The sequence below is a fragment of the Microbacterium sp. ZOR0019 genome (assembly GCF_000800925.1).
In the GTDB taxonomy this organism is placed as follows: Bacteria; Actinomycetota; Actinomycetes; order Actinomycetales; family Microbacteriaceae; genus Microbacterium; species Microbacterium aurugineum.
In genome coordinates, this window is the sequence record NZ_JRKC01000005.1 from 136,450 (window position 1) to 158,529 (window position 22,080).

Annotated in this window: 24 protein-coding genes; 8 read left to right on the forward strand and 16 right to left on the reverse strand. The window is 66.0% G+C overall.

Translation table 11 applies throughout. The annotated features are described in order from the left end of the window. Positions 1-27: 27 nt before the first annotated feature. Together L978_RS01565 and L978_RS19085 are read right to left on the reverse strand one after the other, a co-directional pair. Positions 28-450 carry a DUF1801 domain-containing protein gene (locus L978_RS01565; protein WP_156118200.1) on the reverse strand — a complete coding sequence of 141 codons (423 nt, stop codon included), beginning with the start codon at positions 448-450 and terminating at the stop codon, positions 28-30. Between the two features lie 405 nt (positions 451-855). Continuing rightward, positions 856-1,053: a hypothetical protein gene (locus tag L978_RS19085; RefSeq protein ID WP_052193252.1), complete on the reverse strand. Its 198-nt coding sequence runs from the start codon at positions 1,051-1,053 to the stop codon at positions 856-858. Positions 1,054-1,322: 269 nt separating this feature from the next. Here L978_RS19085 and L978_RS01575 point away from each other — a divergent pair, with 269 nt between their 5' ends. Together L978_RS01575 and L978_RS01580 are read left to right on the forward strand one after the other, a co-directional pair. After that, entirely contained in the window at positions 1,323-1,856 is a 534-nt protein-coding gene (locus L978_RS01575) for a hypothetical protein (protein ID WP_047519585.1), read from the forward strand. Positions 1,857-2,088: 232 nt separating this feature from the next. Further along, entirely contained in the window at positions 2,089-2,934 is an 846-nt protein-coding gene (locus L978_RS01580; protein WP_052193253.1) for a class I SAM-dependent methyltransferase, read from the forward strand. Between the two features lie 51 nt (positions 2,935-2,985). On the opposite strand, the gene L978_RS01585 is transcribed toward L978_RS01580, so the two are convergent. From L978_RS01585 to L978_RS01595, 3 genes are read right to left on the reverse strand one after another with little or no spacing between them, the layout of a single operon-like run. Next, positions 2,986-5,340 carry an ATP-binding cassette domain-containing protein gene (locus tag L978_RS01585; protein WP_047519587.1) on the reverse strand — a complete coding sequence of 785 codons (2,355 nt, stop codon included), beginning with the start codon at positions 5,338-5,340 and terminating at the stop codon, positions 2,986-2,988. Positions 5,341-5,369: 29 nt separating this feature from the next. Further along, a complete protein-coding gene (locus L978_RS01590) occupies positions 5,370-5,780 on the reverse strand; it encodes a VOC family protein (protein WP_047519717.1) in 411 nt (136 codons plus the stop codon). Between the two features lie 5 nt (positions 5,781-5,785). Further along, entirely contained in the window at positions 5,786-6,184 is a 399-nt protein-coding gene (locus L978_RS01595; RefSeq protein WP_052193258.1) for a helix-turn-helix transcriptional regulator, read from the reverse strand. Positions 6,185-6,367: 183 nt separating this feature from the next. On the opposite strand from L978_RS01595, the gene L978_RS01600 reads away from it, so the two are divergent. Next, the gene (locus L978_RS01600; RefSeq protein ID WP_047519592.1) at positions 6,368-6,964 is read left to right on the forward strand and encodes an HdeD family acid-resistance protein; all 597 of its coding nucleotides are present in this window, start codon (positions 6,368-6,370) and stop codon (positions 6,962-6,964) included. Positions 6,965-7,031: 67 nt separating this feature from the next. Here L978_RS01600 and L978_RS01605 read toward each other — a convergent pair whose 3' ends face one another. Further along, positions 7,032-7,796 carry an SDR family oxidoreductase gene (locus tag L978_RS01605; RefSeq protein WP_047519594.1) on the reverse strand — a complete coding sequence of 255 codons (765 nt, stop codon included), beginning with the start codon at positions 7,794-7,796 and terminating at the stop codon, positions 7,032-7,034. Positions 7,797-7,918: 122 nt separating this feature from the next. Between L978_RS01605 and L978_RS01610 the strand changes: the two genes are divergently transcribed. The 4 genes from L978_RS01610 to L978_RS01625 all read left to right on the forward strand — a co-directional run bounded on the left by L978_RS01610 (position 7,919) and on the right by L978_RS01625 (position 10,611). Continuing rightward, the gene (locus L978_RS01610) at positions 7,919-8,392 is read left to right on the forward strand and encodes an NfeD family protein (RefSeq protein ID WP_047519596.1); all 474 of its coding nucleotides are present in this window, start codon (positions 7,919-7,921) and stop codon (positions 8,390-8,392) included. An 8-nt stretch (positions 8,393-8,400) separates the two neighbouring features. Next, positions 8,401-9,330 (forward strand): SPFH domain-containing protein, encoded by a 930-nt coding sequence (locus tag L978_RS01615; RefSeq protein WP_052193254.1) that lies wholly within the window; start codon positions 8,401-8,403, stop codon positions 9,328-9,330. Beyond that, entirely contained in the window at positions 9,327-10,103 is a 777-nt protein-coding gene (locus tag L978_RS01620) for a glycerophosphodiester phosphodiesterase family protein (RefSeq protein WP_047519598.1), read from the forward strand. The genes L978_RS01615 and L978_RS01620 overlap by 4 nt, the downstream gene beginning before the upstream one ends. Positions 10,104-10,227: 124 nt before the next feature. Continuing rightward, entirely contained in the window at positions 10,228-10,611 is a 384-nt protein-coding gene (locus tag L978_RS01625; protein ID WP_047519600.1) for an RNA polymerase-binding protein RbpA, read from the forward strand. Here L978_RS01625 and lnt read toward each other — a convergent pair. From lnt to L978_RS01670, 9 genes are read right to left on the reverse strand one after another with little or no spacing between them, the layout of a single operon-like run. Then, positions 10,608-12,131 carry an apolipoprotein N-acyltransferase gene (gene lnt / locus L978_RS01630; RefSeq protein ID WP_047519721.1) on the reverse strand — a complete coding sequence of 508 codons (1,524 nt, stop codon included), beginning with the start codon at positions 12,129-12,131 and terminating at the stop codon, positions 10,608-10,610. The genes L978_RS01625 and lnt overlap by 4 nt on opposite strands. Positions 12,132-12,142: 11 nt before the next feature. Then, positions 12,143-14,617, reverse strand: a complete 2,475-nt coding sequence (locus L978_RS01635; RefSeq protein ID WP_047519602.1) for a DEAD/DEAH box helicase — start codon at positions 14,615-14,617, stop codon at positions 12,143-12,145. Beyond that, complete coding sequence (gene tatC / locus L978_RS01640; RefSeq protein ID WP_047519723.1) at positions 14,614-15,372, reverse strand: twin-arginine translocase subunit TatC; 759 nt, start codon at positions 15,370-15,372, stop codon at positions 14,614-14,616. The genes L978_RS01635 and tatC overlap by 4 nt, the downstream gene beginning before the upstream one ends. Positions 15,373-15,429: 57 nt before the next feature. Then, the gene (gene tatA / locus L978_RS01645) at positions 15,430-15,666 is read right to left on the reverse strand and encodes a twin-arginine translocase TatA/TatE family subunit (protein WP_047519604.1); all 237 of its coding nucleotides are present in this window, start codon (positions 15,664-15,666) and stop codon (positions 15,430-15,432) included. A 44-nt stretch (positions 15,667-15,710) separates the two neighbouring features. Beyond that, the gene (locus L978_RS01650; protein WP_047519606.1) at positions 15,711-16,694 is read right to left on the reverse strand and encodes a helix-turn-helix transcriptional regulator; all 984 of its coding nucleotides are present in this window, start codon (positions 16,692-16,694) and stop codon (positions 15,711-15,713) included. Then, entirely contained in the window at positions 16,691-17,683 is a 993-nt protein-coding gene (locus L978_RS01655) for a helix-turn-helix transcriptional regulator (protein ID WP_047519608.1), read from the reverse strand. The genes L978_RS01650 and L978_RS01655 overlap by 4 nt, the downstream gene beginning before the upstream one ends. Further along, on the reverse strand, positions 17,683-18,594 hold the full coding sequence (locus L978_RS01660; RefSeq protein WP_047519609.1) for a hypothetical protein: 912 nt from the start codon (positions 18,592-18,594) through the stop codon (positions 17,683-17,685). Before L978_RS01660 ends, L978_RS01655 begins: the two co-directional genes overlap by 1 nt. A gap of 10 nt (positions 18,595-18,604) precedes the next feature. Then, positions 18,605-19,624, reverse strand: a complete 1,020-nt coding sequence (locus L978_RS01665; protein ID WP_047519611.1) for a tRNA (adenine-N1)-methyltransferase — start codon at positions 19,622-19,624, stop codon at positions 18,605-18,607. Beyond that, positions 19,621-20,304, reverse strand: a complete 684-nt coding sequence (locus tag L978_RS01670) for an HAD family hydrolase (protein ID WP_269429709.1) — start codon at positions 20,302-20,304, stop codon at positions 19,621-19,623. Before L978_RS01670 ends, L978_RS01665 begins: the two co-directional genes overlap by 4 nt. Before the next feature lie 90 nt (positions 20,305-20,394). On the opposite strand from L978_RS01670, the gene L978_RS01675 reads away from it, so the two are divergent. Next, positions 20,395-21,243 (forward strand): PAC2 family protein, encoded by an 849-nt coding sequence (locus L978_RS01675; protein WP_047519614.1) that lies wholly within the window; start codon positions 20,395-20,397, stop codon positions 21,241-21,243. Positions 21,244-21,250: 7 nt separating this feature from the next. Here L978_RS01675 and L978_RS01680 read toward each other — a convergent pair whose 3' ends face one another. Next, the gene (locus L978_RS01680; protein ID WP_047519616.1) at positions 21,251-22,075 is read right to left on the reverse strand and encodes an undecaprenyl-diphosphate phosphatase; all 825 of its coding nucleotides are present in this window, start codon (positions 22,073-22,075) and stop codon (positions 21,251-21,253) included. Positions 22,076-22,080 lie beyond the last annotated feature (5 nt).

The following is a 22,080-nucleotide window of genomic DNA, read 5'->3' on the forward strand; positions in this document are numbered from 1 at the left end:
CTCCGTACGAAGCACCACGGGGGAGTGCTATCGGGGAAGTTCGAGCTCCCGCGCCTTTTCGAGCAACGAGCCGAACTCCGCGACGTCGAGATCAGCGACTGACCGGAAGGTGATCGCCGCAGCGCCGACCTTGACCTTCCCGAGCTGATGAGCGCGCGCACGCACGAGGTACTCACCGTTCTCGGCCGCGTTCACGTAGACCGACAGGTGGCCCTTCTGCTCTGCGAGTCCCACGAGGAACCAATCGACGCTTCCGCCACGAGGGCGGGGCTGAGTGATCGTGCCGTAGCCCACGATCGCCTGATCCGTGCCGCCCCACATCTTGCCTCGCCACAGCACACGCTCCACACCAGGCAGCGCTTCACGGATGATCTCGTCCAAGCGCACGAGTTCATCGGCGCGTGACGCCGCCATCAGGAACCCATCCACGTCATCTTTCACTCTGTCCACGATCGGCGCCTATCGCCGAAGTTCATTCGTCGGTGCCGACTTCGGACTACGCGCTCTCGCTTGTCGGGCGGTGCGGACCCCTAAGCCTGAGGTTCTGCAGGATCGATGACACCAGCTCGTCGGTCGACACCTCGCGGCCCACTCGCGTCTCTTCGAACCAGGGGAGGGGCTACCATCCGTCGTACCATTCGCGGAGCTCGTCCTCTCCGAAGGCGGCCGCGAGCGGTCTTCCCGCATGACGCCGAATCGTCTCGTCGAGCCCGACGTCAAATTGGTAGATGAGCGTGGTTCCGAGGTGATCGAGATGCAAGCGTTCGAAGATGTCGGAATAGTCGCGGAGATTGAAGATCCCGTCAAGGATGACGTCATATCCGAGGTCCAACGCCTGTCTGGCTGCACCGATGATCAGCGTGCTCGCGTCCCGGGATTGCCGGCGCCGATCGGGTCGTGCAGCACCTCGCGGCGAAAGTGATCCTGACAGATGAGAGCCACCCGCAGCCCGAGGAGATTCTGCCGCAACGCCGTCGCCGTCGTCGTCTTGCCTGACGCGGCGTCGCCGCGCAGGATGACGAGACACGTGGAATCACGGCCGGTGGGAGTCATCGAACCTATCCTCGCAGTTCCTGCCGCAGCGAGAGGAGGAGAGACCTGATCGAGACTGCTGGCGATCCTGTGTCGCCGCTTTCCCACAGCTCGTAGTCACTTGGTGGCGTTTCTATGACGTCGTGCAACGCGGAGGCGGCTCAGTGAGCGCCCCGGTTCGGGAGGATCGGGAGCGTCCGCAGCCCCCAGTAGCAACGCGGTGCGATGGGGAGCGCGAAGGTGATCGGCGGCTTCTCCGCCTCCGCGGGGCGAACTCGTAAGATCGAGACGTGAACACAAACGGGGCCGCGAACGTGTCAACCGCTGGCGATGAGGGCACTTCACGGCCAGAGAGCGACCTTCGGACATTGACGATCGCTCAGTTCTTTGTGGGTGGGTTCGTCTTGTTCGTAGCGGCGGTGATCGTGGGGACCGGAATGATCGCCTCAGGGGCCGGCGGCAACGAGTATGACGGAGCCATGTCGCTCATCGGAATCGTCTTCAGTGGCGTGTTGGTCGCCGTACCATCGATGGTCCTCGCAATGGTCATCGGACTGCCGATTCGACTCGTTCCGGCGCTTCGGTCTCGGTGGCTCGCGAACGGCGCGATCACGGTGGCCGGTGCGGTCGTTGGATTCATCGCTCTAATTGGAATCACCGCGGCGCTGGCCGTGAGCGCGGGGGAGGGCGGCGCGTCCGCAGCAGCGGTACTTTGGGGACTTTTGGCCATTGCTTGGGGCGTGTTTGCCCTCTCCGTTGCGCATTTCGTGTGGCCGGTCCAATGGTTACGAGGCAGGGTGAAGGACAGCCCCTACGAGACATAGAGGCGGTTCACGCCGAGCGGCTTCCGCTGGCTGTCGTGTGTCTCCCCTTTTCAATGGCGTCGCCGCGCAGGATGACGAGACACGTGGAGTCACTGCCGGTGGGAGTCATCGAACCTATCCTCGCAGCTCCTGCAGCAGCGAGAGGAGGAGAGACCTGATCGAGACAAGCTGACATAATGTGCATTATCGGATATCACTCGAACTGGAGCGGGGTCCTCGATAGGCTCACTGCGTGAACGGGAACAACGTCGACATCGACTGGGAATCTGCGCGGCTGGCGAACCAGGAGAACTGGGAAGATCGCGTGCCTGTGCACGAAGAAGCGTACGGACTCGACGCGTTCGACGACCCGGCTCATCTCAGCGACGTCGTGCGCGACGATCTGGTCGCGATGAAGTCGTTCCTTCCGTCCGGTTCGCTCTCCGGGCTCGACCTGTGCCACCTGCAGTGCCACATCGGCACCGACACGGTCTCGCTGGCTCGCGCGGGCGCCACAGTCACCGGCGTCGACTTCTCGCCGTCCGCGCTCCGTGCTGCCGCCCAGCTTGCTGCGCGCCTGGGTATCGACGCCACCTGGGTGGAAACCGACGTTCTCGATGCGCGTGCCGCAGTCGACGGCGACTTCGATGTCGTCTACACGAGCATCGGGACAATCACCTGGCTCAGCGACCTGGAGCGGTGGGCCGCTCAGATCGTGGCCCTGCTGCGCCCAGGCGGCATGTTCTTCATCCGAGACGGCCATCCCGCGCTCTACGCACTCGATGAGAACGCTGCTGAGCTCACCACACGCTATTCCTACTTCGCGACCGGGCATGCGCAGCAGTGGGATGACGACAGCACCTACGTCGGTGACGGACGCCTCGCTCACACGCGCACGTACGAGTGGCCGCACCCCCTGTCCGAGATCCTCGGCGCTCTGTTGCGCGCTGGTCTCCGACTCATCCACTTCGACGAAGGCCGAACCCTGCCGTGGCGCTTCAGCGACCGCATGGTGGAGGTTCCCGGCGGCTATGCCTGGCCCGATGCAGAGCGCGACAAGCTGCCGTGCACGTACACGATCATCGCCCGCCGGGACTGAGACCGCGACGAAGCGGGGCGCAACGCCGGGCGGACTATCCCCCTGCTCGACTCATGCTCCGACGTACTCCGCGAGGTGCTCCCCCGTGAGCGTCGCCTTTTGGGATACCAAATCTCTCGGAGTTCCCTCGAAGACGATCTTCCCGCCGTCGTGACCGGCGCCCGGGCCGATGTCGATGATCCAGTCCGCGTGCGCCATGACTGCTTGATGGTGTTCGATGACGATCACGGTCTTCCCCGCGTCGACGAGTCGATCCAGCAGGCCCAGGATCTTGTCGACATCCGCGAGGTGCAATCCTGTCGTGGGCTCATCGAGCACGTAGACGTCGCCCTTCTCCCCCATCTGGATCGCGAGCTTGAGGCGCTGGCGTTCGCCGCCCGACAGCGTCGACAGCGGTTGCCCGAGCGACAGATATCCGAGTCCCACGTCTTCCATGCGACCGAGGATCGCCGCTGCGGCGGGCAGCTTCGCCTCGCCGTCACCGAAGAAGAGCCGGGCCTCGGCGACCGGCAGATCGAGGACCTCGGTGATGTCCTTGCCCGCGAGCTTGTACTCCAGCACGCCTGCCTGGAAGCGCTTACCTCCGCAGTCCTCGCACGGCGTCTCGATCGTGTCCATGAAACCGAGTTCGGTGATGATGACGCCCGCCCCCTTGCATGACGGACAGGCGCCTTCCGAGTTCGCGCTGAACAGCGCCGGCTTCACGCCGTTCGCCTTCGCGAACGCCTTCCGGATCGGTTCGAGGAGTCCTGTGTAGGTGGCAGGGTTGCTGCGGCGGGACCCCTTGATGGCGGCCTGGTCGATCGCGACGACGCCATCCTGATTGGACACCGATCCATGGATGAGTGAGCTCTTGCCCGACCCGGCGACGCCGGTCACGACGGTGAGGACTCCGGTGGGGATATCGACATCGACGTCCTGCAGATTGTTCGCCGATGCGCCGCGCACGTCGATCGTTCCCGACCCCGTTCGCACCTCGTCCTTCAACGTCGCGCGGTCTTCGAGATGATCTCCGGTCTTCGTTCCGCTCGCTTTCAGCCCCTCGACCGATCCCTCGTAGCAGATCTCTCCGCCCGCGCTGCCGGCTCCCGGCCCCAGATCCACGACGTGATCGCCGATCGCGATGGTCTCAGGCTTGTGCTCGACGACGAGGACGGTGTTCCCCTTGTCGCGCAGTTGCAGCAGCAGGCCGTTCATCCGCTGGATGTCGTGCGGGTGCAGGCCGATCGTCGGCTCGTCGAACACGTAGGTGATGTCCGTGAGCGAGGAGCCGAGGTGCCGCAGCATCTTGATGCGTTGCGCCTCTCCCCCGGACAGCGTGCCCGACGGCCGCTCGAGGCTGAGATATCCCAGTCCCAGCGTGACGAATGCGTCCAGGTTGGCGCTGAGCGCCTGCAACAGCGGTCCGGCGCCGGGAAGATCCAGGCCGCGCACCCACTCAGCCAGGTCGGTCACCTGCATTCGGCACGCATCCGCGATGCTGATGCCCTCGATCTTCGAAGAGCGCGCACCTTCAGTGAGCCGCGTGCCGTCACACTCCGGGCAGACCGCGAAGGTGGCGACGCGTTCGACGAAGGCTCGGATATGCGGCTGGAGTGCGTCGAGATCCTTCGAGAGCATCGCCTTCGTGATCTTGGGGATCAGACCTTCGTAGGTCATGTTGATCCCCGAGATCTTCACCTTCGTGACCTCGCCGTAGAGGAACAGATGCCGCTGCTTGTCCGTGAACTCCGCGATCGGTTTGTCGGACGGATAGAACCCCGACTGGGAGAAGCCCTTCACCATCCACCCGTCGGCGGTGTAGCCGGGGACCATGATGGCGCCCTCATCGAGCGACTTGGACTCGTCGACGATCTGCGTGAGATCGAGGTCCGACACCGCGCCCCTCCCCTCGCAACGCGGACACATACCGCCCAGATAGATCGCATCCTTCACGATCTTCTTCTCGCCGCCGGGACCGGTCATGACGCCGCTGGCCTTCTGCGTCGGGATGTTGAACGAGAACGCGGTCGGTCCGCCGATGTAGGGCTGCCCGAGCTTGCTGAACAGGATGCGCAGCATCGCGTTGGCATCGGTGACCGTGCCGACGGTCGAGCGCGGATTCGCGCCGAGTCGCTCCTGATCGACGATGATCGCTGTGGTCAGCCCCTCCAGGACGTCGACGTCGGGACGCGGCACCGACGGCATGAACCCCTGCACGAAAGCGCTGTACGTCTCATCGATCATCCGGCGGGATTCCGCGGCGATCGTGTCGAAGACGAGCGAGCTCTTGCCTGACCCCGAGACTCCGGTGAACACGGTGAGACGTCGCTTCGGGATCTCTACGCTGACATCCTTCAGATTGTTCTCGCGCGCGCCCTGAACGCGGATCAGGTCGTGGGTGTCGGCGGGGTGCTCGGTGGTCATCAGCGTCCTTCGTCGATTCGGTGGAGGGTTCAGGCGGCCTGGTTGATACGGAGCAGGTTTCCTGCCGGATCCCGGAAAGCACAGTCGCGGACGCCGTACGGCTGGTCCATGGGTTCCTGCACGACGTCTGCCCCTCGTTCGGCGAGCCGTTCGAAGAGCCCGTCGAGGTCGTCGCTCGCGAGGGTGAGCGCGGCATAGCTGCCCTTGGCGATCAACTCGAGGATCGTCTGCCGCTCGGCGTCGGTGATGCCGGGGTCGGTTGCCGGTGGGTGAAGCACGATCGATGTCTCGGGCTGTCCCTCCGGTCCGACCGTGAGCCAGCGGAGTCCGTCGTACCCGACGTCATTGCGCACCTCGAAGCCGAGCGCATCGCGGTAGAACCCGAGCGCAGCTTCGGCGTCGGTGTGAGGCAGGAAGGCGTAGTGGATGCTGATGTTCATGGTGTTCACGTTAGATGGGCATCGATGCGGGGTGCTTCTTGATTCCTGATCGGTCGTGTGACCTGCTTGGCCTGGAACGAGGGAATCCCTTCGACGTGCGCTGCTCGTTCACGGTACACGCGGGGTGATACACCGACCAGCTCGGTGAACCGGGTGCTGAACGTGCCGAGCGATGAGCAGCCGACTTCGAAGCAGACCTCGGTGACCTTGAGGTCGCCACGGCGCAGAAGCGCCATGGCCCGCTCGATCCGTCTCGTCATCAGGTACGAGTACGGCGATTCGCCGTATGCGTCCCGGAAGCACCGACTCAGGTGCCCCGCCGACATGTGCACACCCCGGGCCAGCGCCTCGACATCGAGCGGCCGGGCATACTCGCGATCGATGCGATCCCGCACTCTTCGCATCACTGTGAGCTCGCGCAAGCGCGCATCATCCGGACCCGTCACGAAGTCGATAGTGCCATGACGCCGGGTGTCCTGGTGTGACGGAATGAAACGCGAACGGCGGCCCCTCCCCATTCGGGGCGGTGAGGGCGCTACCCTGAGGAAGCATCCTCACAGGATCTTCTCAGAAAGGGGTCCCCCACCATGTCTGAACCACTCACCGAGGCGAAGTCACTGTTCAAATCGATTCGCATCTCGCTCGCCGTCGCCGGTGTTCTCGCGCTCGTCGCCGGAATCGTCCTCCTCGTCTGGCCGGTGAAGTCCGCGGTCATCGTGACGGCGATCTTCGCCTCCTACCTGGTCGTCGCCGGACTCGTCTACATCGGGCTGGGCATCTTCTCGAGCGCCAAGGGCGGATGGGCCCGCGTGGGGCACATCGTCCTCGGACTGCTCTACGTCGCGGCGGGCATCATCGCGTTCTTCAACTTGAATGCAGCTGCGGCCACGCTCGCGTTCGTGGTCGTGATCTTCATCGGCATCAGCTGGATCGTCGATGGCGTCGTGGCCCTGACGCTTCTGGGCAGCGATGGCTCGCGCGTCTGGACCGTTCTCTACGCACTCCTGAGCATCGTCGCCGGAATCATCGTCCTGTTCTCGCCGCTGATCGCCGGCTTCGCATTCTGGCTGCTGCTCGGCATCTCGCTGATCGTTCTCGGCATCATCCAGATCGTGCGTGCTTTCACGCTCGGCAAGGACGAGAAGGAGTATGTGGCCGCCGTTCAGGGAGACACGGCCAGCTGATCTCCCCCTCGAACAGAACGGCCCCGTCCTGCATCCAGCAGGACGGGGCCGTTCCGTAGGTCGGAGGTCACTCCGCGGCGAACGCGCTCACATCGCCGACCAGGCGTGTGTTGTCAGCCGGCACAGGATCGACCGTGGCCTTGGCCACCTCGGCAGCGAACTCGGAGACGTTGTAGAGCTTGCCTGCCGACTCCCGCCGCTCGGCGATCGCGCCGGGGTTCGCCCGCTCCAACAGGGTCGCAGTGATCGTTCCCTCGATCATGTCTCCGGAGACGACCGTGAAGCCGATCCCCTTCTCGGCAAGGCTCGGGATGAGCTCACGAAGCGCGTCTTCCCCGGCGCGCTTCGACAGCGCGACCGGCTCGTACTCCGGCATCGTGGGCGTGGTGCGGATGAAGTGGGCCTGGTGGCTGGTGACGAAGACCACCCGTGCACCGTCTCCGAGCAGCGGCGTCGCAGCCTCGAGCACGTTCAGCTGCGCGTCACGGTTCAACGTGAGCGCGTAGTCCTCCGCCATCCCCGACTCCATGCCACCGGACGCGTTGAGCACCAGCACGTCGAGGCGTCCGTACTCAGCGCGGACCGCCTCGAACATCTCGGCGACCGAGGCCGGATCGGTGAGATCCGCGCCGACGACGAGCGCGCGGCGACCGAGCTCGCGCAGCTGCGTGGCGAGCTTCTCTGCTCGCGGCGCCTTGTTGCGGTAGTTGATGACCACATCGGCGCCGGCCTCCGCGAGGTAGCGCACGGTGTCGGCGCCGATCCCGCGTGATGAACCGGTGACAAGCGCGACCTTGCCTTCGAGGGATCCTGCGGGAAGAACGTCGGTCACGGTGACTCCTCATGATGCGTGAAAATGCCGTGATCGCACGGCCCTCTCACACTATCAAGCGCGCGCCGGGGCACCCGGATGGGCGGGCCTCCGCGTGGTACGTTGACCAGAAAGGAGGCCGCATGGACAACTTCACGACATTCGTCACGTTCATCGACCAATGGGCGTGGATCGGCTGGCTGGTCCTGATCGCCGTCTTCCTCGTCATCGAGATGCTCTCGCTGGACTTCACGTTCCTCATGCTCGCCTTCGGCAGCGTCGTCGGTCTCGTGACCGATCTGCTGGGTGTGCCCGTGTGGGTGCAGGTGATCATCGCAGCGGCCGCTGCGGCGGTCTTCATCCTGTTCCTCCGGCCCCCGTTGCTCAAACGTCTGCACCGCGGGGAGGATCCGACGAAATCGAACGTCGATGCCCTTCTCGACCTGCGCGGTGTGGCCCTGAGTGAGATCACCCAGATCTCCGGGCAAGTGAAGCTCGCGAACGGCGACACCTGGACCGCGCGGACTTCGACCCCCGTTCCGATTCCCTCGGGGGCGCCGATCGCCGTGAGCGTGATCAACGGCGCCACCGCCATCGTCCGACCCGTCAACGACTAGGAGTTCCCGTGGACGACGCATCGTTCATCCCCGCAGCGATCGGATGGATCCTCGCCATCGCCGTGATCATCTTCGTGGTGGTCACCGTCGCACGGGCCATCCGCATCATTCCGCAGGCGACTGCCGGCGTGGTCGAGCGCCTCGGGCGCTACCACAAGACCCTCACGCCAGGTCTGAACATCCTGGTCCCCTTCATCGACCGTCTTCGTCCGCTCATCGACATGCGCGAGCAGGTCGTCTCGTTCCCGCCGCAACCGGTGATCACCGAGGACAACCTCGTCGTCTCGATCGACACCGTCGTGTACTTCCAGGTCACCGATGCCCGCGCCGCCACCTACGAGATCGCGAACTACCTCGGTGCCGTCGAGCAGCTGACCACCACCACCCTGCGTAACGTCGTGGGTGGGCTCAACCTCGAAGAGGCACTCACCAGTCGCGACAACATCAACGGCCAGCTGCGCGTCGTGCTGGACGAGGCGACGGGCAAGTGGGGCATCCGTGTCGGACGCGTCGAGCTGAAAGCGATCGACCCGCCCATCTCGATCCAGGACTCCATGGAGAAGCAGATGCGCGCCGAGCGTGACCGTCGCGCGGCGATCCTCACCGCCGAGGGCACCAAGCAGTCGGCGATCCTCGAAGCGGAGGGCTCCCGTCAAGCCGAGATCCTCCGGGCAGAGGGCGACAAGCAGGCTGCGGTGCTCCGTGCCCAGGGTGAAGCCGAAGCGATCCAGAACGTCTTCAGCGCCATTCATCAGGGTGCGCCGGACGACAAGCTGCTCGCCTACCAGTACCTGCAGATGCTGCCGAAGATCAGCGAAGGCCAGTCCAACAAGCTGTGGATCATCCCGAGCGAACTCACCGAGGCGCTCAAGGGCATCGGCAGCGCATTCACGCCGAAGCCGGGCCAGGGCCCGACCAACACACTGCCGGGCGCGTGACGCACCCGTACTTCTCGAAGGCACGGCATCCCCGAGTCCTCGCCCACCGCGGTCTGATCACCGCGGCCGGCGAGGACTCGGGTGTCTGGGAGAACTCGGCCGCAGCCATCGCCGCCGCCCACGCCGCCGGCGCCGAGTACGTCGAGACCGACTGCCAGGTGACCGCTGACGGTGACGTCGTGCTGTTCCACGATTCGACACTCGATCGCCTCCTGGGCGACAAGCGAGCCGTCCGCGACGTGCGCACGCGCGAACTGCGCGAGATGTTCGCCGACCATGGCGGGTTGCTCACCGTCTCGGAGGCACTCGATTCGTTTCCCGAGGTCCGTTTCAATGTCGACGTGAAGACGTCCGCCGCTGTCGAGCCACTCGGGCCGATCCTCGCCGACCACACTCACCGCGTGCTGGTGACGAGCTTCTCTGACTCCAATCGCCGTGGAACGGTCGCGTCCGTGCTGAAGGCGGGCGCCGCGCTCCGACCGGCCACCTCCGGGGGGAGCCGCACCATCGCCGCTCTCCGAGCACTCTCCGCACTGCACCTCTCCCCCGGTCGTGTGCTCGAAGACATCGATGCGCTTCAGATCCCGGAGCGCCACGGGAAGCTGACCGTACTCACCCCGGCCCTGCTCCGCGCCGCCCGCCGCCGCGGCGTCGAGATCCACGTCTGGACCGTGAACGACCCCATCGACATGCTCCGACTCGTTGCGGCCGGAGTGGACGGCATCGTGTCCGACCGTGCCGACGTCGCACTGGCCACGCTCTCTGCGGATTAGTCGCCGACGCGCCCCATAACCTCCGGCGCTGGGATTCGGCTGTGAATTCCGCCGCGAAGTCGCCCGCGTGGATGAAGCGCACAGGCTGGAGCGTTATACCTGACAGCGACGAGAGGACCACAAAATGGCAGATCGCAGCCTGCGCGGCATCCGGCTCGGCGCCCAGAGCCTACAGAGCGAAGAGGGCGTCGTTTTCATGGAGCGCCGCGAAACGACCTATACCTGTGACACGTGCGGACACGTCACGAACCTGATGTTCGCAGCGGACGCCGAGCCGCCCCAGACGTGGGAGTGCCGTGCGTGCGGCGCGGAAGCCCGTCTGAACGTCGACGGCGAGGCCGTGACGCTCGAAGCAAGCGATGAGAAGGCCGCACGCACCCACTGGGACATGCTGATGGAGCGCCGCACGCGTGCGGAGCTCGAGGAGCTCCTGGAAGAGCGCCTCGCCTTCATCCGCGCCCGTCGCGGTGCAGGAGAAGACCCGACGCGGGAGAAGATCGGGGCTTAACGCCCCCTGGCGCGCCACCACCCGAAGAGGAGCGCGCCGACACCGCCCCAGAGCAGCAGCTGCTGGATCACGGGGCCCAGGACCACACCCGCTGTGAGGCCGGTGCGAAGTTCGACATCGTCGAGCATCGCACCGGCCTCTCCTGCGTCGAGGCTCGTGACGGTCGAGCCGTCCGCGCGGATGACCTGGCTGGTGCCGACCGTCGACACGTTCACGACACTGCGACCGGTCTCGATCGCGCGCATCCGTGCGAACGCGAGCTGCTGGAGGTTCTCGTCGGTGCCGCGGAAGTCCGCGTTGTTGGTCTGGAACACCAGGACCTCTGCGCCGTCGTTCAGGCCTTCCCAGATGACGTCGTCATAGATGACGTCGAAGCAGATGGCCAGGCCGATCGTGACGCCGTCCACGTCGACGACCGGTGGGTTGGATCCGGGCGTGTACTCCCGTTGGATCAGACCGATCAGATCGGGCGCCAGCGCGTTGAAGAAGGGACGATCCGGAACGTACTCGCCGAACGGGACCGGATGTCTCTTGTCGTGCAGCTGCGTAGCCGTGCCCTCGGCCGTCCAGAGCATCGACGTGTTGAAGTAGACGTCGTCACGCCCCGTCGCCGCGTTGGCGAGCAGAGGCGCATCGATGCGGTTCGAGACGAGCGTCATCCGCCGGGCGATCGCGTCGTTCTGGAACGGATCGGCGTCCAAGGACCCTTCCGGCCACACGAGCAGGTCGACGTCGTCTCCGTACAGAGGTGCGGTGGCGTCCGTCTGCGCCTGGATCACGGCGAACGCTTCGCGCTCATCGAAGTATCCCGTCGGGCCGTTCCCCTGCACTGCCGCGATCCGCATCGAGCCCGAGGGCGAGGTCGGGAAGAACGGGGTGAACAGCAGCACGAGGATGACGACGGCCGGCGCCGACAGTCGGAGCGGCCACCGCCACAGGCGCAGCCGCACCACCTCCACCAGCATCGTGACCAGCAGCACCATCAGGAAGCTGAGTCCGCTGACCCCGAGCCAGGAGGACACGGGGGCGAGCGGGCTCTCGGCCTGGCTCATGCCGAGCCGGGCCCATGGGAAGCCGCCGTAGGGCCAGGAGCCGACGAAGAGCTCCCTGCCGACCCAGAGAGCGGCCACGACAGCCGGAAGCCCCAGGAGGCGCCCTGCGGTACCGGGGAAGGCACGAGGCAGCCACCGGTAGGCCAGAGCGATCGGAATGAGGGCGAACGAGGTGAGTCCGCCTTCGACGACACTGAGCGCACCCCAGGGGATCGGACCGAGGTAGCGCGACGTCCACGACACCATGAGCGCGAAGAAGAGAATTCCGTACACGAGTCCGACGAGCAGAGCACCACCGAAGCGACGGCCGATCAGCGCGACGAGCAGAAGCCCCACAGCGGGGAAAGCGAGAACCCAGACGGCTGCCTCCGGATACGCCAGGTCCATGAGGACGGCGGCGACGCCCGAGGTGAGGACGGCCGCCCAGAGCGGGAGAAGGGCGCGCTGCGGAGCGGGGCGTTCGGGCATCGTGTCCACCCTCACATCGACGAGTAGGCCACGATGCCGCGGCGGACTCCGTCGAGAGCGCTCCGCGCGGTACGCGCCAGCGCGGCATCCTCCGCGACGATCGAGAGTTGATCCAGCAGATCGATGGTCTGCTTGGCCCAGCGCACGAAGTCTCCCGCTGCCATATCGGCGTCGATCAGGACCCGGTCCAGTGCTCCCCCGCGCGCCCAGGCGTGCATGGCGCCCGCCAGACCGGCGGCGAGAGGCTCACTGCCGGGAAGATGGTGGTCCTGTTCCAGGTCGTCCAACTCAGCCCAGAGTGTGGTGGTCTTCTCGTAGGCGGTGCGGAATGCGCCACGCGGCAGGCCACGCTCCCCCGAGTTGGCTTCATCGCGTCGCGGTTCGTACACGAGGCAGCAGGCCATGGCTGCCAGCGAAGGAGCATCCAAGCCCGCCCAGAGCCCCTGTCTCAGGGACTCGGCCACCAGCAGATCCCGCTCGCCGTAGATGCGGCGCATCGTGCGTCCGGCATCCGTCAGCGTCGTGTCCGCACCATCATGCGTCACGTAGTCGAGTGTCTCCAAGACCTCGACGACGCGGTCGAACACCCGCGCGACCGTTCCGGTGCGAGTCTCGATCTGGCGTCGGATCCGGTCTGTCTGGCGCTTGAGCTTCCAATAGCGCTCCGCCCAGCGGGCATGAGCCTCGCGGTCGGGACAACGGTGGCACGGGTGGCGCTGCATCTGCGTACGCAGGGTCTGGATGCGCTTCATCCGCTTGTCCCGTGACGCTCGCGGCGCCTGGGAGTCCTGGCGGTTCTTCTTCTCGAGATCGCTCAGTTCGCGGCGGATCGCGGCGTACTCCGGGAAGCTCCCGTGCTCACAGGCCATCGCACTCTGATAACCGGCGAGCGACTCCTCGGCTTCGCGCACCTGCCGAGCGAGGCCGACGACCGCACGATCCGCCTGGAACTGCGCGAAGGACGACTCGAGGATCTGCCGCGCTCGGGGTTTGCCGAACATGTCGATCAGATTCACGGCCATGTTGTACGTCGGGCGGAAGCTCGAGTTCAGGAGGTACGTGCGTCGGGACGCGAGGGCAGCGACGGCCTGGGGATCCATCCCTTCGGTCCACTGCACGACGGCGTGGCCCTCGACGTCGATGCCACGGCGTCCGGCGCGACCGGTGAGCTGTGTGTACTCCCCCGACGTGATCGCGACGCGTGCCTCGCCGTTGAATTTCTCCATCTTCTCGAGCACGACCGTACGAGCCGGCATGTTGATGCCGAGAGCCAGGGTCTCGGTCGCGAACACCGCCTTGACGAGCTTGCGCTGATACAGCTCTTCCACGACCTCCTTGAAGGCGGGTAGAAGACCGGCGTGATGAGAGGCGACACCGCGTTCGAGGTTGTCCAGCCACTCCCAGTAGCCCAGGACGTCGAGGTCTTCGTCCTGGAGGGTGCGGGTGCGGTCCTCGACGATGGCCCGGATCTCGGCTCTCTCCTCCGTCGACGTCAGACGGACGCCGGAGCGACGCACTTGCTGCACGGCCGCGTCGCACCCCACGCGACTGAAGATGAAGAAGATCGCCGGGAGGAGGTTCGAGCGCTCCAGAAGGCGCACGACGTCCGGACGATCCATCCGTTCGATCCGGCGCGCATTCGCGGCACGGACGGGACGGCGACCTCCTCGGGAAGGGCGCTGCGCCTGTCGGCCCGCATGCCGGTTGCTCCGATACGCCTGCGCCTGTCGGTTGTTGTCATACGTCGACGCGGTCGATGAGCGGATGCGCATCAACTCCTGGTTGACCTGGGCCGTGGCGAGGCCGGCGCGGTCATCGAACAGGGGAAGCAGGTCGTCCCGCACGAGCACGTGCTGCTCCAACGGCACCGGCCTGATCTCGGAGACGATCACCTCGGTGTCGCCGCGCACCGTGTCGAGCCAGTCCCCGAATTCCTCGGCGTTCGAGACCGTGGCGCTCAGGGAGACCAGCCGCACCTGCGCAGGCAGGTGGATGATGACCTCTTCCCAGACGGCGCCGCGGAAACGGTCAGCGAGGTAGTGGACCTCGTCCATGATCACGTAACGGAGATCCCGGAGCGCCGTGGAGTCGGCGTAGATCATGTTGCGCAGGACTTCGGTCGTCATCACCACGATGCGCGCGTTGCCGTTGATGTTGGTGTCGCCGGTGAGCAGCCCCACCTGATCGGCACCGTAGACGTCGACCAGCTCCCGGAACTTCTGATTCGACAAGGCCTTCATGGGTGTCGTGTAGAACGCCTTGTCGGTCGGCGTCTGCATCGCGAGGTGAATCGCGAACTCGCCGACGATCGTCTTTCCCGCTCCGGTCGGTGCGGCGACGAGCACGCTGCGTCCGTTCTCCAGCGCGTGGCACCCCGCCACCTGGAAGGGATCCAGCTGGAACTTCTGCAACGCCGCGAACGCGGAGGACTCCGGGTGCTCGGCCGCCTGGCGCGCCCGGGCGTACTTCTCGGAAGGTGAACTCATACCGCGTCCGGCAGGAGCCCTGACGCATCGTCACGCTTCCGCTTGCGCCGATCGAAGATGAGGGACAGTCCGGCGGCGGCGAAGAACAGGACGATCAGGATTCCGGCGAGCATCAGCATGCTGACCACGTCGGCTGCCGGCGTCGCCAGGGCCGCGAACACGGTCGCGATGAGGATGGCCACACGCCATCCCTTCAGAATCGCCCGACCCGACATGACGCCGGACAGATTCAGCGCCACCAGGAACACGGGGAGCACGAAGGAGACGCCGATCACGATCATCAGCTTGAAGACGAAGTCGTAGTACTCCTGCGCGTAGTAGAAGTTGGTTGCACCGTCCGGGGTGAAGCTCCACATGAGCTCGATCACGTGCGGCATGATCATCACGCCGAGATAGCAGCCGGCGAAGAACAGCGGAACCGCCGCGACGACGAACCCGACGGTGTACTTGATCTCCTTGCGGGTCAGCCCGGGCATGATGAACGCCCAGATCTGCCAGAGCCACACAGGCGCCGAGATGAACAGACCGATGGAGAAGGCGATACGCATGCGCATGTCGAACGCGGACGTGACCGTACCGAAGTTCAGGGCGCTGAAGCTATCGCCGCGCTTTTCCGTGATGATACGGATCGGTTCCGTGATGAAGTGGATCACGGGGTCCGCCACGATGAACGCGATGACCATCCCGACGACGAGTGCCAGCGCCGCGTACATCAGACGCTTGCGCAGTTCGACGAGATGCGCGCCGAGCGACATCCGTCGATCCCGATCCGCCTTCGGCATCACGGACGGTTCGATGGCTGCCACGGCCGGTCAGGCGCGAGGCGGAGTCTCAGGGTCAGCGCCCGAGTCCTTGGCCGAGGTGGGGTCGGCGACGGTCGAATCTGCGCGGGTCGCGTCTTCTTCCTTCATCGCCTTCATCTCGCCCTTGAACACGCGAGCGGACTGGCCCATGCTCTTCGCGAGCGCCGGCAGCTTGGCGGCACCGAACAGAAGGAGGATCACGGCGAGCACGATAAGCAGGTGCCAGCCTTGCATTCCAGCGAACATGTCAGGATTCCCGTCGTCGGTGAGCGTTCGATTCAGTCTACAGATCAATTCTTCGCATCGGGCTGGTGATACAGCGCGAGTCCCGAGGCGGCCCACTCCCTGGTGGCCGTGCGTGCGACACCGGGTTCGATGACCTCCATGGCCCCGCCGAAGCGCGCCGCGAGCCGCTTGATCCCGCGCGGGTCGGCGAGGTGCAGTTGCGTGGCCACGAAACCGTCTACCACCTCGAGCTCCCCCGTGGGGACGAATCCGGCCAGCAGCGGGGCGAGGCGTTCCGGCACACGCACCGTGACCTCGCGCTCGTCGTCGAGACCGGCGAACGCCTCAGGTACGTGATCCCCGCCGTGGGTGATCGGGATCTGCGTCAGCTGGGGCGCGCTCACACGATCGAGATGGAACGTGCGCATCGCCTGACGCAGGTGGCACCACCCCTGCAGGTACCACTGCCCGTTGGTGATCAGGATCTGCATCGGGTCGACCGTGCGTGTGGTCGGGGCGGCGTCAGGGGCCTGGTAGGTGAAGGAGATCGCGACACCGTCGTGAAGGCCACGCGCGACCGCTTCGCGGACCTCGTCGACCGCGCTCGGCGCGACGACGACATCTGCGGGCGCATCGGCGGCGCCACGGGACAACTTCGAGATGAGCCCCGCGACGAGTCCGGAGTCCGACACCGCGGGCACGGCCGCGACCATCTGGAGGCCTGCGAGCAGGGCCGCGGCTTCACGAGCGGTGAACCGAGGCACTCGCCGCAGCGCGACGTCGTTCGTGATCTCGATGACGTCCTCGAGATCGAGCAGGTCCCAGTTGATGTCGAACATCTCCTGCGGCTGCTGCCAGTACCCGGACTCGCCGGGAAGCCCGATGACGGTGAGCTTCTCCACCATCCCGCGCATCTCCTGCGGCGTGACGCCGAACTCCTCCGCCGCTTCGGCGAGCGAGACCTGGCCGTGTTCGAGGAGATAAGGAACGAGCGTCAGATAGAGCCGGACCCGTTCGGCGGCGAGAAGCGGCTTGGGCTTCGGATTCATCCTGCGTCCTCCGCATCAGCATGCGCATCGACGACTGCGTGGAGCCGGGAGATCACCGCATCGCGGAGCGGGGCGGGCTCGACCACGCGGACCTCTGGGCCGTAGGACGCCAGCTCATCCGCGAGGATGTGCAGATCGACGAAGGGAACATGGATCCCCTGCGTCGCCGGAACCGCGCGTCGTCCGAGGCGGAGCGCGGCTTCGGTGCCGGGCGTGACCTCGAGCAATGCCGAGTTCCCCGACGCGACGCGTTCGAGCCCGGCGAGAGCCCTCTCCCCCGCGCCGTCCCGCAGAGACGCCTCGAAGCCCGTCGAACTCACCTTGACGTCTCCGACGATCCGCCCCAGCAGGAACGTCCGGTCCTCATCGACATCGACATCGATCCCGAACACATGCCACCGAGCCTCGTAGTCGACGAGGGCGAGCGGACGAATGCGTCGTCGCCGCGGCGCCTCCTCGCCGGGCTTCAGGTAGTCGAACGTGACGACACGACAGCGCTCGATCGCATCCTGGAGAGGAGCGAACGCCGCGTCACGCGCCGTGATGCGTGGGGCGAAGCCGATGATCGGCTCGTCACCGTCGATCCCGAGAGCGCGGATCTTGCGCACGCCGGACTGTGCATCCCCGGAAACGGACTCCGCGCTCCAGACGCTGCCGGCGAGACGCAGCACTGCCAGTTCCGCCGGAGAGAACACGATGTCACTCGGAAGGTCGTATTCTGCCTGCGGAATACGGTAGCGGGCCTCGCGGAGATCGTTCGGATCAGCGGCGTCACCGATCGTCTCGATCGGTACGCCGAGCGTCCGCAACTCGTCCTTGTCGCGTTCGAACATCTTCTCGAGCGCATCGGAACGCGTGCCCGCTTCCGCTCGTTGGCGGTAGCCGGAGACGTTGTCGAGGATCTGCTGCTTCGTCAGCCCGATCTCCGTGGCCATCAGCGCCACGACGAGATTCGTCAGGCGCTCCTCCGCGGGGATACGGGCGGCCATCACTGCGTCGGCGCCGCCACTGCGCCCAGGATGTCGACGACGATCGCGGTGGCGGGAGCGCTCTCGGTTGCGGGGAACACGACGAGGAGCTGCGAACCGACGGTGGCGCCCACCATCTGCTCGGCGGCGACGCTCACGCTCGCGTCCTTGCCCCACGAGGACGTGGTCACGGTCTTCTCATCCCAGTCGACGCCCATGACATTGGAGACGACGATGTCGCCCTCCTCGACCTTCGGACCATCGCCCTTGATCAGCGTCTGCGTGACGATCTCGGTCGGCGCCGGAACGTCGGGGACGATGATGCCGGGTGTGCCGTCGGGAGCCCGCACGACGCTGGGAAGGCCGCGCGCGTCGTTGAACTGCAACGCACCGGACGCCTTCGACGGCATGACATCGAGCACATCGATGACCGCGACGATGTTCTCCCCCTCGTCGAGTCCAAACGCCTGGACGTTCTGGGCCCCGAAGTCCTCCGGAGTCAGGACGGCGAGGACACGGCTGCCACCGGTGGCGCACTCCAGCACGTCTGCAAGACCCGCGGAACGCTGAGCCCAGTAATCGATGCTGTGCACGCGGCTCGGGTCGCCGTTGAACTCGGACTTGTACAGAGCCTTGCCGCTGTCTCCGCCGAAGAAGGCGATATCCAGCACCACGGGCTGGAAGTCCGATCCGAGTGCAAGACCGTCCCCGACGGTGACGTCGGCGAACGAGGTCTCCACCGTCTTGACCGGGCCGAAGACGTCGACGTCGGGAACCGAGCCGAGGTCGCCGCTCACGTCGGCGATGTTCAAGACCTTGTCGTCGGTGCCACGATCACAGGCGGCACCGCTGTCGGGCGACGCGACGGTGCAGCCGGTCAGGGCGAGGACGGCAAGGCTGAGGGAGGCCAGAACGGCGGACGTTTTACGCACGCGTTCCAGTCTATTCCGTCGGGTGCGAGGAATCGCGCGAAGCGGCCGCCAGTCGTGCCCCCTCTGCCGCCTTCTCCGCCTCCCGCGCGCGCTTGCGCAGATTCTTGTCGCTGATCTCGCGGTCGCCGACGGCTCCCGGCGTCCAGGCCTCCACGTCCTCGTCGCCGTAGCTGCTCTTGGACGCACGGCGCTTGACCGAAGGAGCGATCGCTCCCGGGGCGAGTCGGCGCGCGGTGAGGAGGAAGCCGGTGTGGGCGACCATCCGGTGGTCGGGGCGCACCGCGAGTCCCTCGACGTGCCATCCGCGGACCATCGTCTCCGACGCGTCCGGGTCGGTGAAGAGCCCGGTGCCCCTGATGTACTCCGCGACTCGTGAGAGCTGCGTCGCCGTCGCCACGTAGCAGAGGACCACTCCACCCGGGGTGAGCGCGTCGGCGACGGCGTCCATGCACTCCCACGGCGCGAGCATGTCGAGCACGACGCGGTCGACGGATGCCGCCGGCACCTCGGTCGGCAGGGCTTCGACGAGGTCTCCCACGACGACACGCCAGGCGTCCGGGTTCTCACCGAAGAAGGTCTCGACGTTCGCGCGCGCGACATCGGCGAAGTCCTCGCGACGCTCGAACGAGATCAGTTTCCCTGCCGGACCCACTGCGCGCAGCAGTGACAGCGACAGCGCACCGGAACCGACACCTGCTTCGACCACGGTCGCCCCAGGGAAGATGTCCGCTTGCATGACGATCTGGGCGGCGTCCTTCGGATACACGATCGCCGCGCCGCGCGGCATCGACATCGCGAAGTCACGCAGCAGAGGCCGGAGCGCCAGATAGTCGTGCCCGGAGCTGTTCGCCACGACGGAACCGTCCGGAAGCCCGATCAGGTCACGGTGGCGCAGAACACCCTGATGCGTGTGGAGCTCTCCGTCCTCGCGGAGCGTCACGGTGTGCAGGCGTCCCTTGGGTCCCGTGAGCTGGACACGATCGCCCGCGCGGAACGGGCCGCTCGGCCGCGGCGCGGCGGTATCGGTCATCGGATCGCTCCCGTCGCGGCGCTGTGGCTGTCGAACAGGTCGGTGAGATCGTCGGCGCCACGTCCGGCGAGTGTCGCCCACAGATCGTGCGCACCGAGTCCGTCCAGCGGCACGATGTGCGGCACCGCCAGCGTCACTGCGCCCGAGGCAAGCCCCGCTCGCACCCCGGTGGGCGAGTCTTCGATGACGATGGCCTCGGCGATGTCGACGTCCAGGAGTGCCGCCCCCTGCAGATACGGCTCCGGATGCGGTTTCGGGTTCTCCACGTCATCACCGGCGACGACGATGTCGAACGCCTCGAAGTCGATCAGTTCCACGACGTCCAGTGCCATCCGGCGCAGTGACATGGTCACCAGACCGGTGGGGATTCCCGCGTCCCGGAGATCACGGAGCAGCTCGCGCGCGCCAGGCCGGAACGGGACACCCTGGGTGCGAAGCGACTGCTGCACGACGTCGGTCAGGTGCGAGACGATCGCCTCGGCTTGCATCGCCACACCCGCGTTCTGCAGGATCACGGCGCTGTCGATCAGACCGCTGCCGACGAGTCGCAATGCGTCTTCGTGGCTCCATGATCCGCCGAAGGACTCGACCAGCGCCGTCTCGGCGGCCATCCAATACGGTTCGGTGTCGACGAGTGTTCCGTCCATGTCCCACAGGACTGCGCTGGGCTTTCTGCTCACCGAACCCATGCTAGCCGGGCTGCCACCCGCATCCCGCCGTCGCGGACTAGCCTGGAAGGATCACATCTGCGAACTCGAAGGGAGCCCTCGATGGATGTTCTCGGTCCGCGCATCGTCATCGCCGCCTTCGACGGCTGGAACGATGCGGGTGAAGCCGCCAGCGCTGCGATAGAGGCACTGCGCACATCGACGGAGTACGACCTCGTGCACTCGGTCGACCCCGAGCTCTACTTCGACTACCAGTACACGCGACCGTCGACTCGCATGGATGCCGAGGGCCGCCGCCAGCTCACCTGGCCGGAAGCCGGGCTCTGGCGCCCACGGAACCCCGCGCCCGGCCCGGAATTCTGGCTGCTCACGGGAGCCGAACCGGCACGTACCTGGCAGGCGTTCGCCTCGGAGTTCATCGACGTCGCTCTGCGCGACGACATCACGGGATTCGTCACCCTCGGTGCGATGCTCTCGGATGTTCCGCATACCCGGCCGATCTCGATCTTCGCGTCCAGCCAGAACGAGCAGGTCCGTGAGGCGCATGGACTCGAACGCTCGCTCTATGAGGGACCGGTCGGGATCCTCACCGTGTTCGAGCACTTCGCCGAGAACGCGGGAATCCCCACGGCCAGCCTCTGGGCCAGCGTTCCCCACTACGTTGCCTCGGCGACGCCTTCACCGAAAGTGACGCTCGCTCTCCTGGATCGGCTGGAGGAGCTCACGGGCGTCGACGTCGACCGCCAGGCGCTCCGCACCGAGGCCGCCGCCTGGGAAGCCTCGATCGATGCGGCAGCGGCCGATGACGAGGACATGGCCGAGTACATCCGCCAGCTCGAGCGCACCCGAGACACCTGGGACTCCCCCGAAGCCTCCGGTGACGCGATCGCGCAGGCTTTCGAGCGCTACCTCCGTCGCCGCGACGACGGACCGGGCGACCGCAAGCGCTGACGCCGGATCAGGCCGCGATCACACCGGTCCCGAGCAGCACGAGCAATACCGTGCCCAGCAGGATCCGGTAGATCACGAACGGCAGGAAGCTGCGCTTCGAGATCCAGCTCATGAAGAACGCGATCACCCCGAGCGCGACCACGAAGGCGATGCCGGTGGCTGCGAGAGTGTCCCCGAACGAGAAGAACGACGGCTCGTCCCAGCTCTTGAAGACCTGGTAGAAGCCGCTGCCGAAGACTGCGGGAATCGCCAGGAGGAACGCATAGCGAGCGGCAGCAGCGCGCTCGTAGCCCAGGAACAGCCCCATGGTGATGGTGCCACCCGAGCGGGAGACCCCGGGGATCAGCGCCAATGCCTGAGCGAATCCGAAGGCGACGCCGTGGGGGTAGGTCAGATCGTTGAGCTTGCGACGCTTCGCACCGACGTGGTCGGCGACGCCGAGCAGGATTCCGAAAACGATGAGCATGATCGCGACGATCCACATCGACCGCAGGACGGTTTCGATCTGGTCCTGGAAGAGCAGACCCAGGACGACGATCGGGATGCTGCCGATGATGATCATCCACCCCATGCGGGCATCCGGATCGTTGCGCGGGGCCTTGCCGACGAGGGATCGGAACCACTGCGTGATGATGCGGACGATATCGCGCCAGAAGAACACGACGACAGCCGCCTCGGTGCCGATCTGGGTGATGGCGGTGAAGGCCGCGCCCGGGTCCTCCCCTGACGGAAGGAAGGTTCCGAGGATACGGAGGTGGGCGCTGGAGGAGATCGGGAGGAACTCGGTGAGTCCCTGGACGATGCCCAGGATCAGTGCTTCGAACAGGTGCATGGAGG

What these genes read in the sequence shown, in the direction of transcription:
- L978_RS19085 (WP_052193252.1), bottom strand. Translation starts at nt 1,053, where the DNA reads ATGACTCCCACCGGCCGTGATTCCACGTGTCTCGTCATCCTGCGCGGC.
- L978_RS01585 (WP_047519587.1), bottom strand. Translation starts at nt 5,340, where the DNA reads ATGACCACCGAGCACCCCGCCGACACCCACGACCTGATCCGCGTTCAG.
- L978_RS01590 (WP_047519717.1), bottom strand. Translation starts at nt 5,780, where the DNA reads ATGAACATCAGCATCCACTACGCCTTCCTGCCTCACACCGACGCCGAA.
- L978_RS01595 (WP_052193258.1), bottom strand. Translation starts at nt 6,184, where the DNA reads ATGCGAAGAGTGCGGGATCGCATCGATCGCGAGTATGCCCGGCCGCTC.
- L978_RS01600 (WP_047519592.1), top strand. Translation starts at nt 6,368, where the DNA reads ATGTCTGAACCACTCACCGAGGCGAAGTCACTGTTCAAATCGATTCGC.
- L978_RS01610 (WP_047519596.1), top strand. Translation starts at nt 7,919, where the DNA reads ATGGACAACTTCACGACATTCGTCACGTTCATCGACCAATGGGCGTGG.
- L978_RS01625 (WP_047519600.1), top strand. Translation starts at nt 10,228, where the DNA reads ATGGCAGATCGCAGCCTGCGCGGCATCCGGCTCGGCGCCCAGAGCCTA.
- lnt (WP_047519721.1), bottom strand. Translation starts at nt 12,131, where the DNA reads ATGCCCGAACGCCCCGCTCCGCAGCGCGCCCTTCTCCCGCTCTGGGCG.
- L978_RS01635 (WP_047519602.1), bottom strand. Translation starts at nt 14,617, where the DNA reads ATGAGTTCACCTTCCGAGAAGTACGCCCGGGCGCGCCAGGCGGCCGAG.
- tatC (WP_047519723.1), bottom strand. Translation starts at nt 15,372, where the DNA reads ATGTCGCTCGGCGCGCATCTCGTCGAACTGCGCAAGCGTCTGATGTAC.
- tatA (WP_047519604.1), bottom strand. Translation starts at nt 15,666, where the DNA reads ATGTTCGCTGGAATGCAAGGCTGGCACCTGCTTATCGTGCTCGCCGTG.
- L978_RS01650 (WP_047519606.1), bottom strand. Translation starts at nt 16,694, where the DNA reads ATGAATCCGAAGCCCAAGCCGCTTCTCGCCGCCGAACGGGTCCGGCTC.
- L978_RS01655 (WP_047519608.1), bottom strand. Translation starts at nt 17,683, where the DNA reads ATGGCCGCCCGTATCCCCGCGGAGGAGCGCCTGACGAATCTCGTCGTG.
- L978_RS01665 (WP_047519611.1), bottom strand. Translation starts at nt 19,624, where the DNA reads ATGACCGATACCGCCGCGCCGCGGCCGAGCGGCCCGTTCCGCGCGGGC.
- L978_RS01675 (WP_047519614.1), top strand. Translation starts at nt 20,395, where the DNA reads ATGGATGTTCTCGGTCCGCGCATCGTCATCGCCGCCTTCGACGGCTGG.
- L978_RS01680 (WP_047519616.1), bottom strand. Translation starts at nt 22,075, where the DNA reads ATGCACCTGTTCGAAGCACTGATCCTGGGCATCGTCCAGGGACTCACC.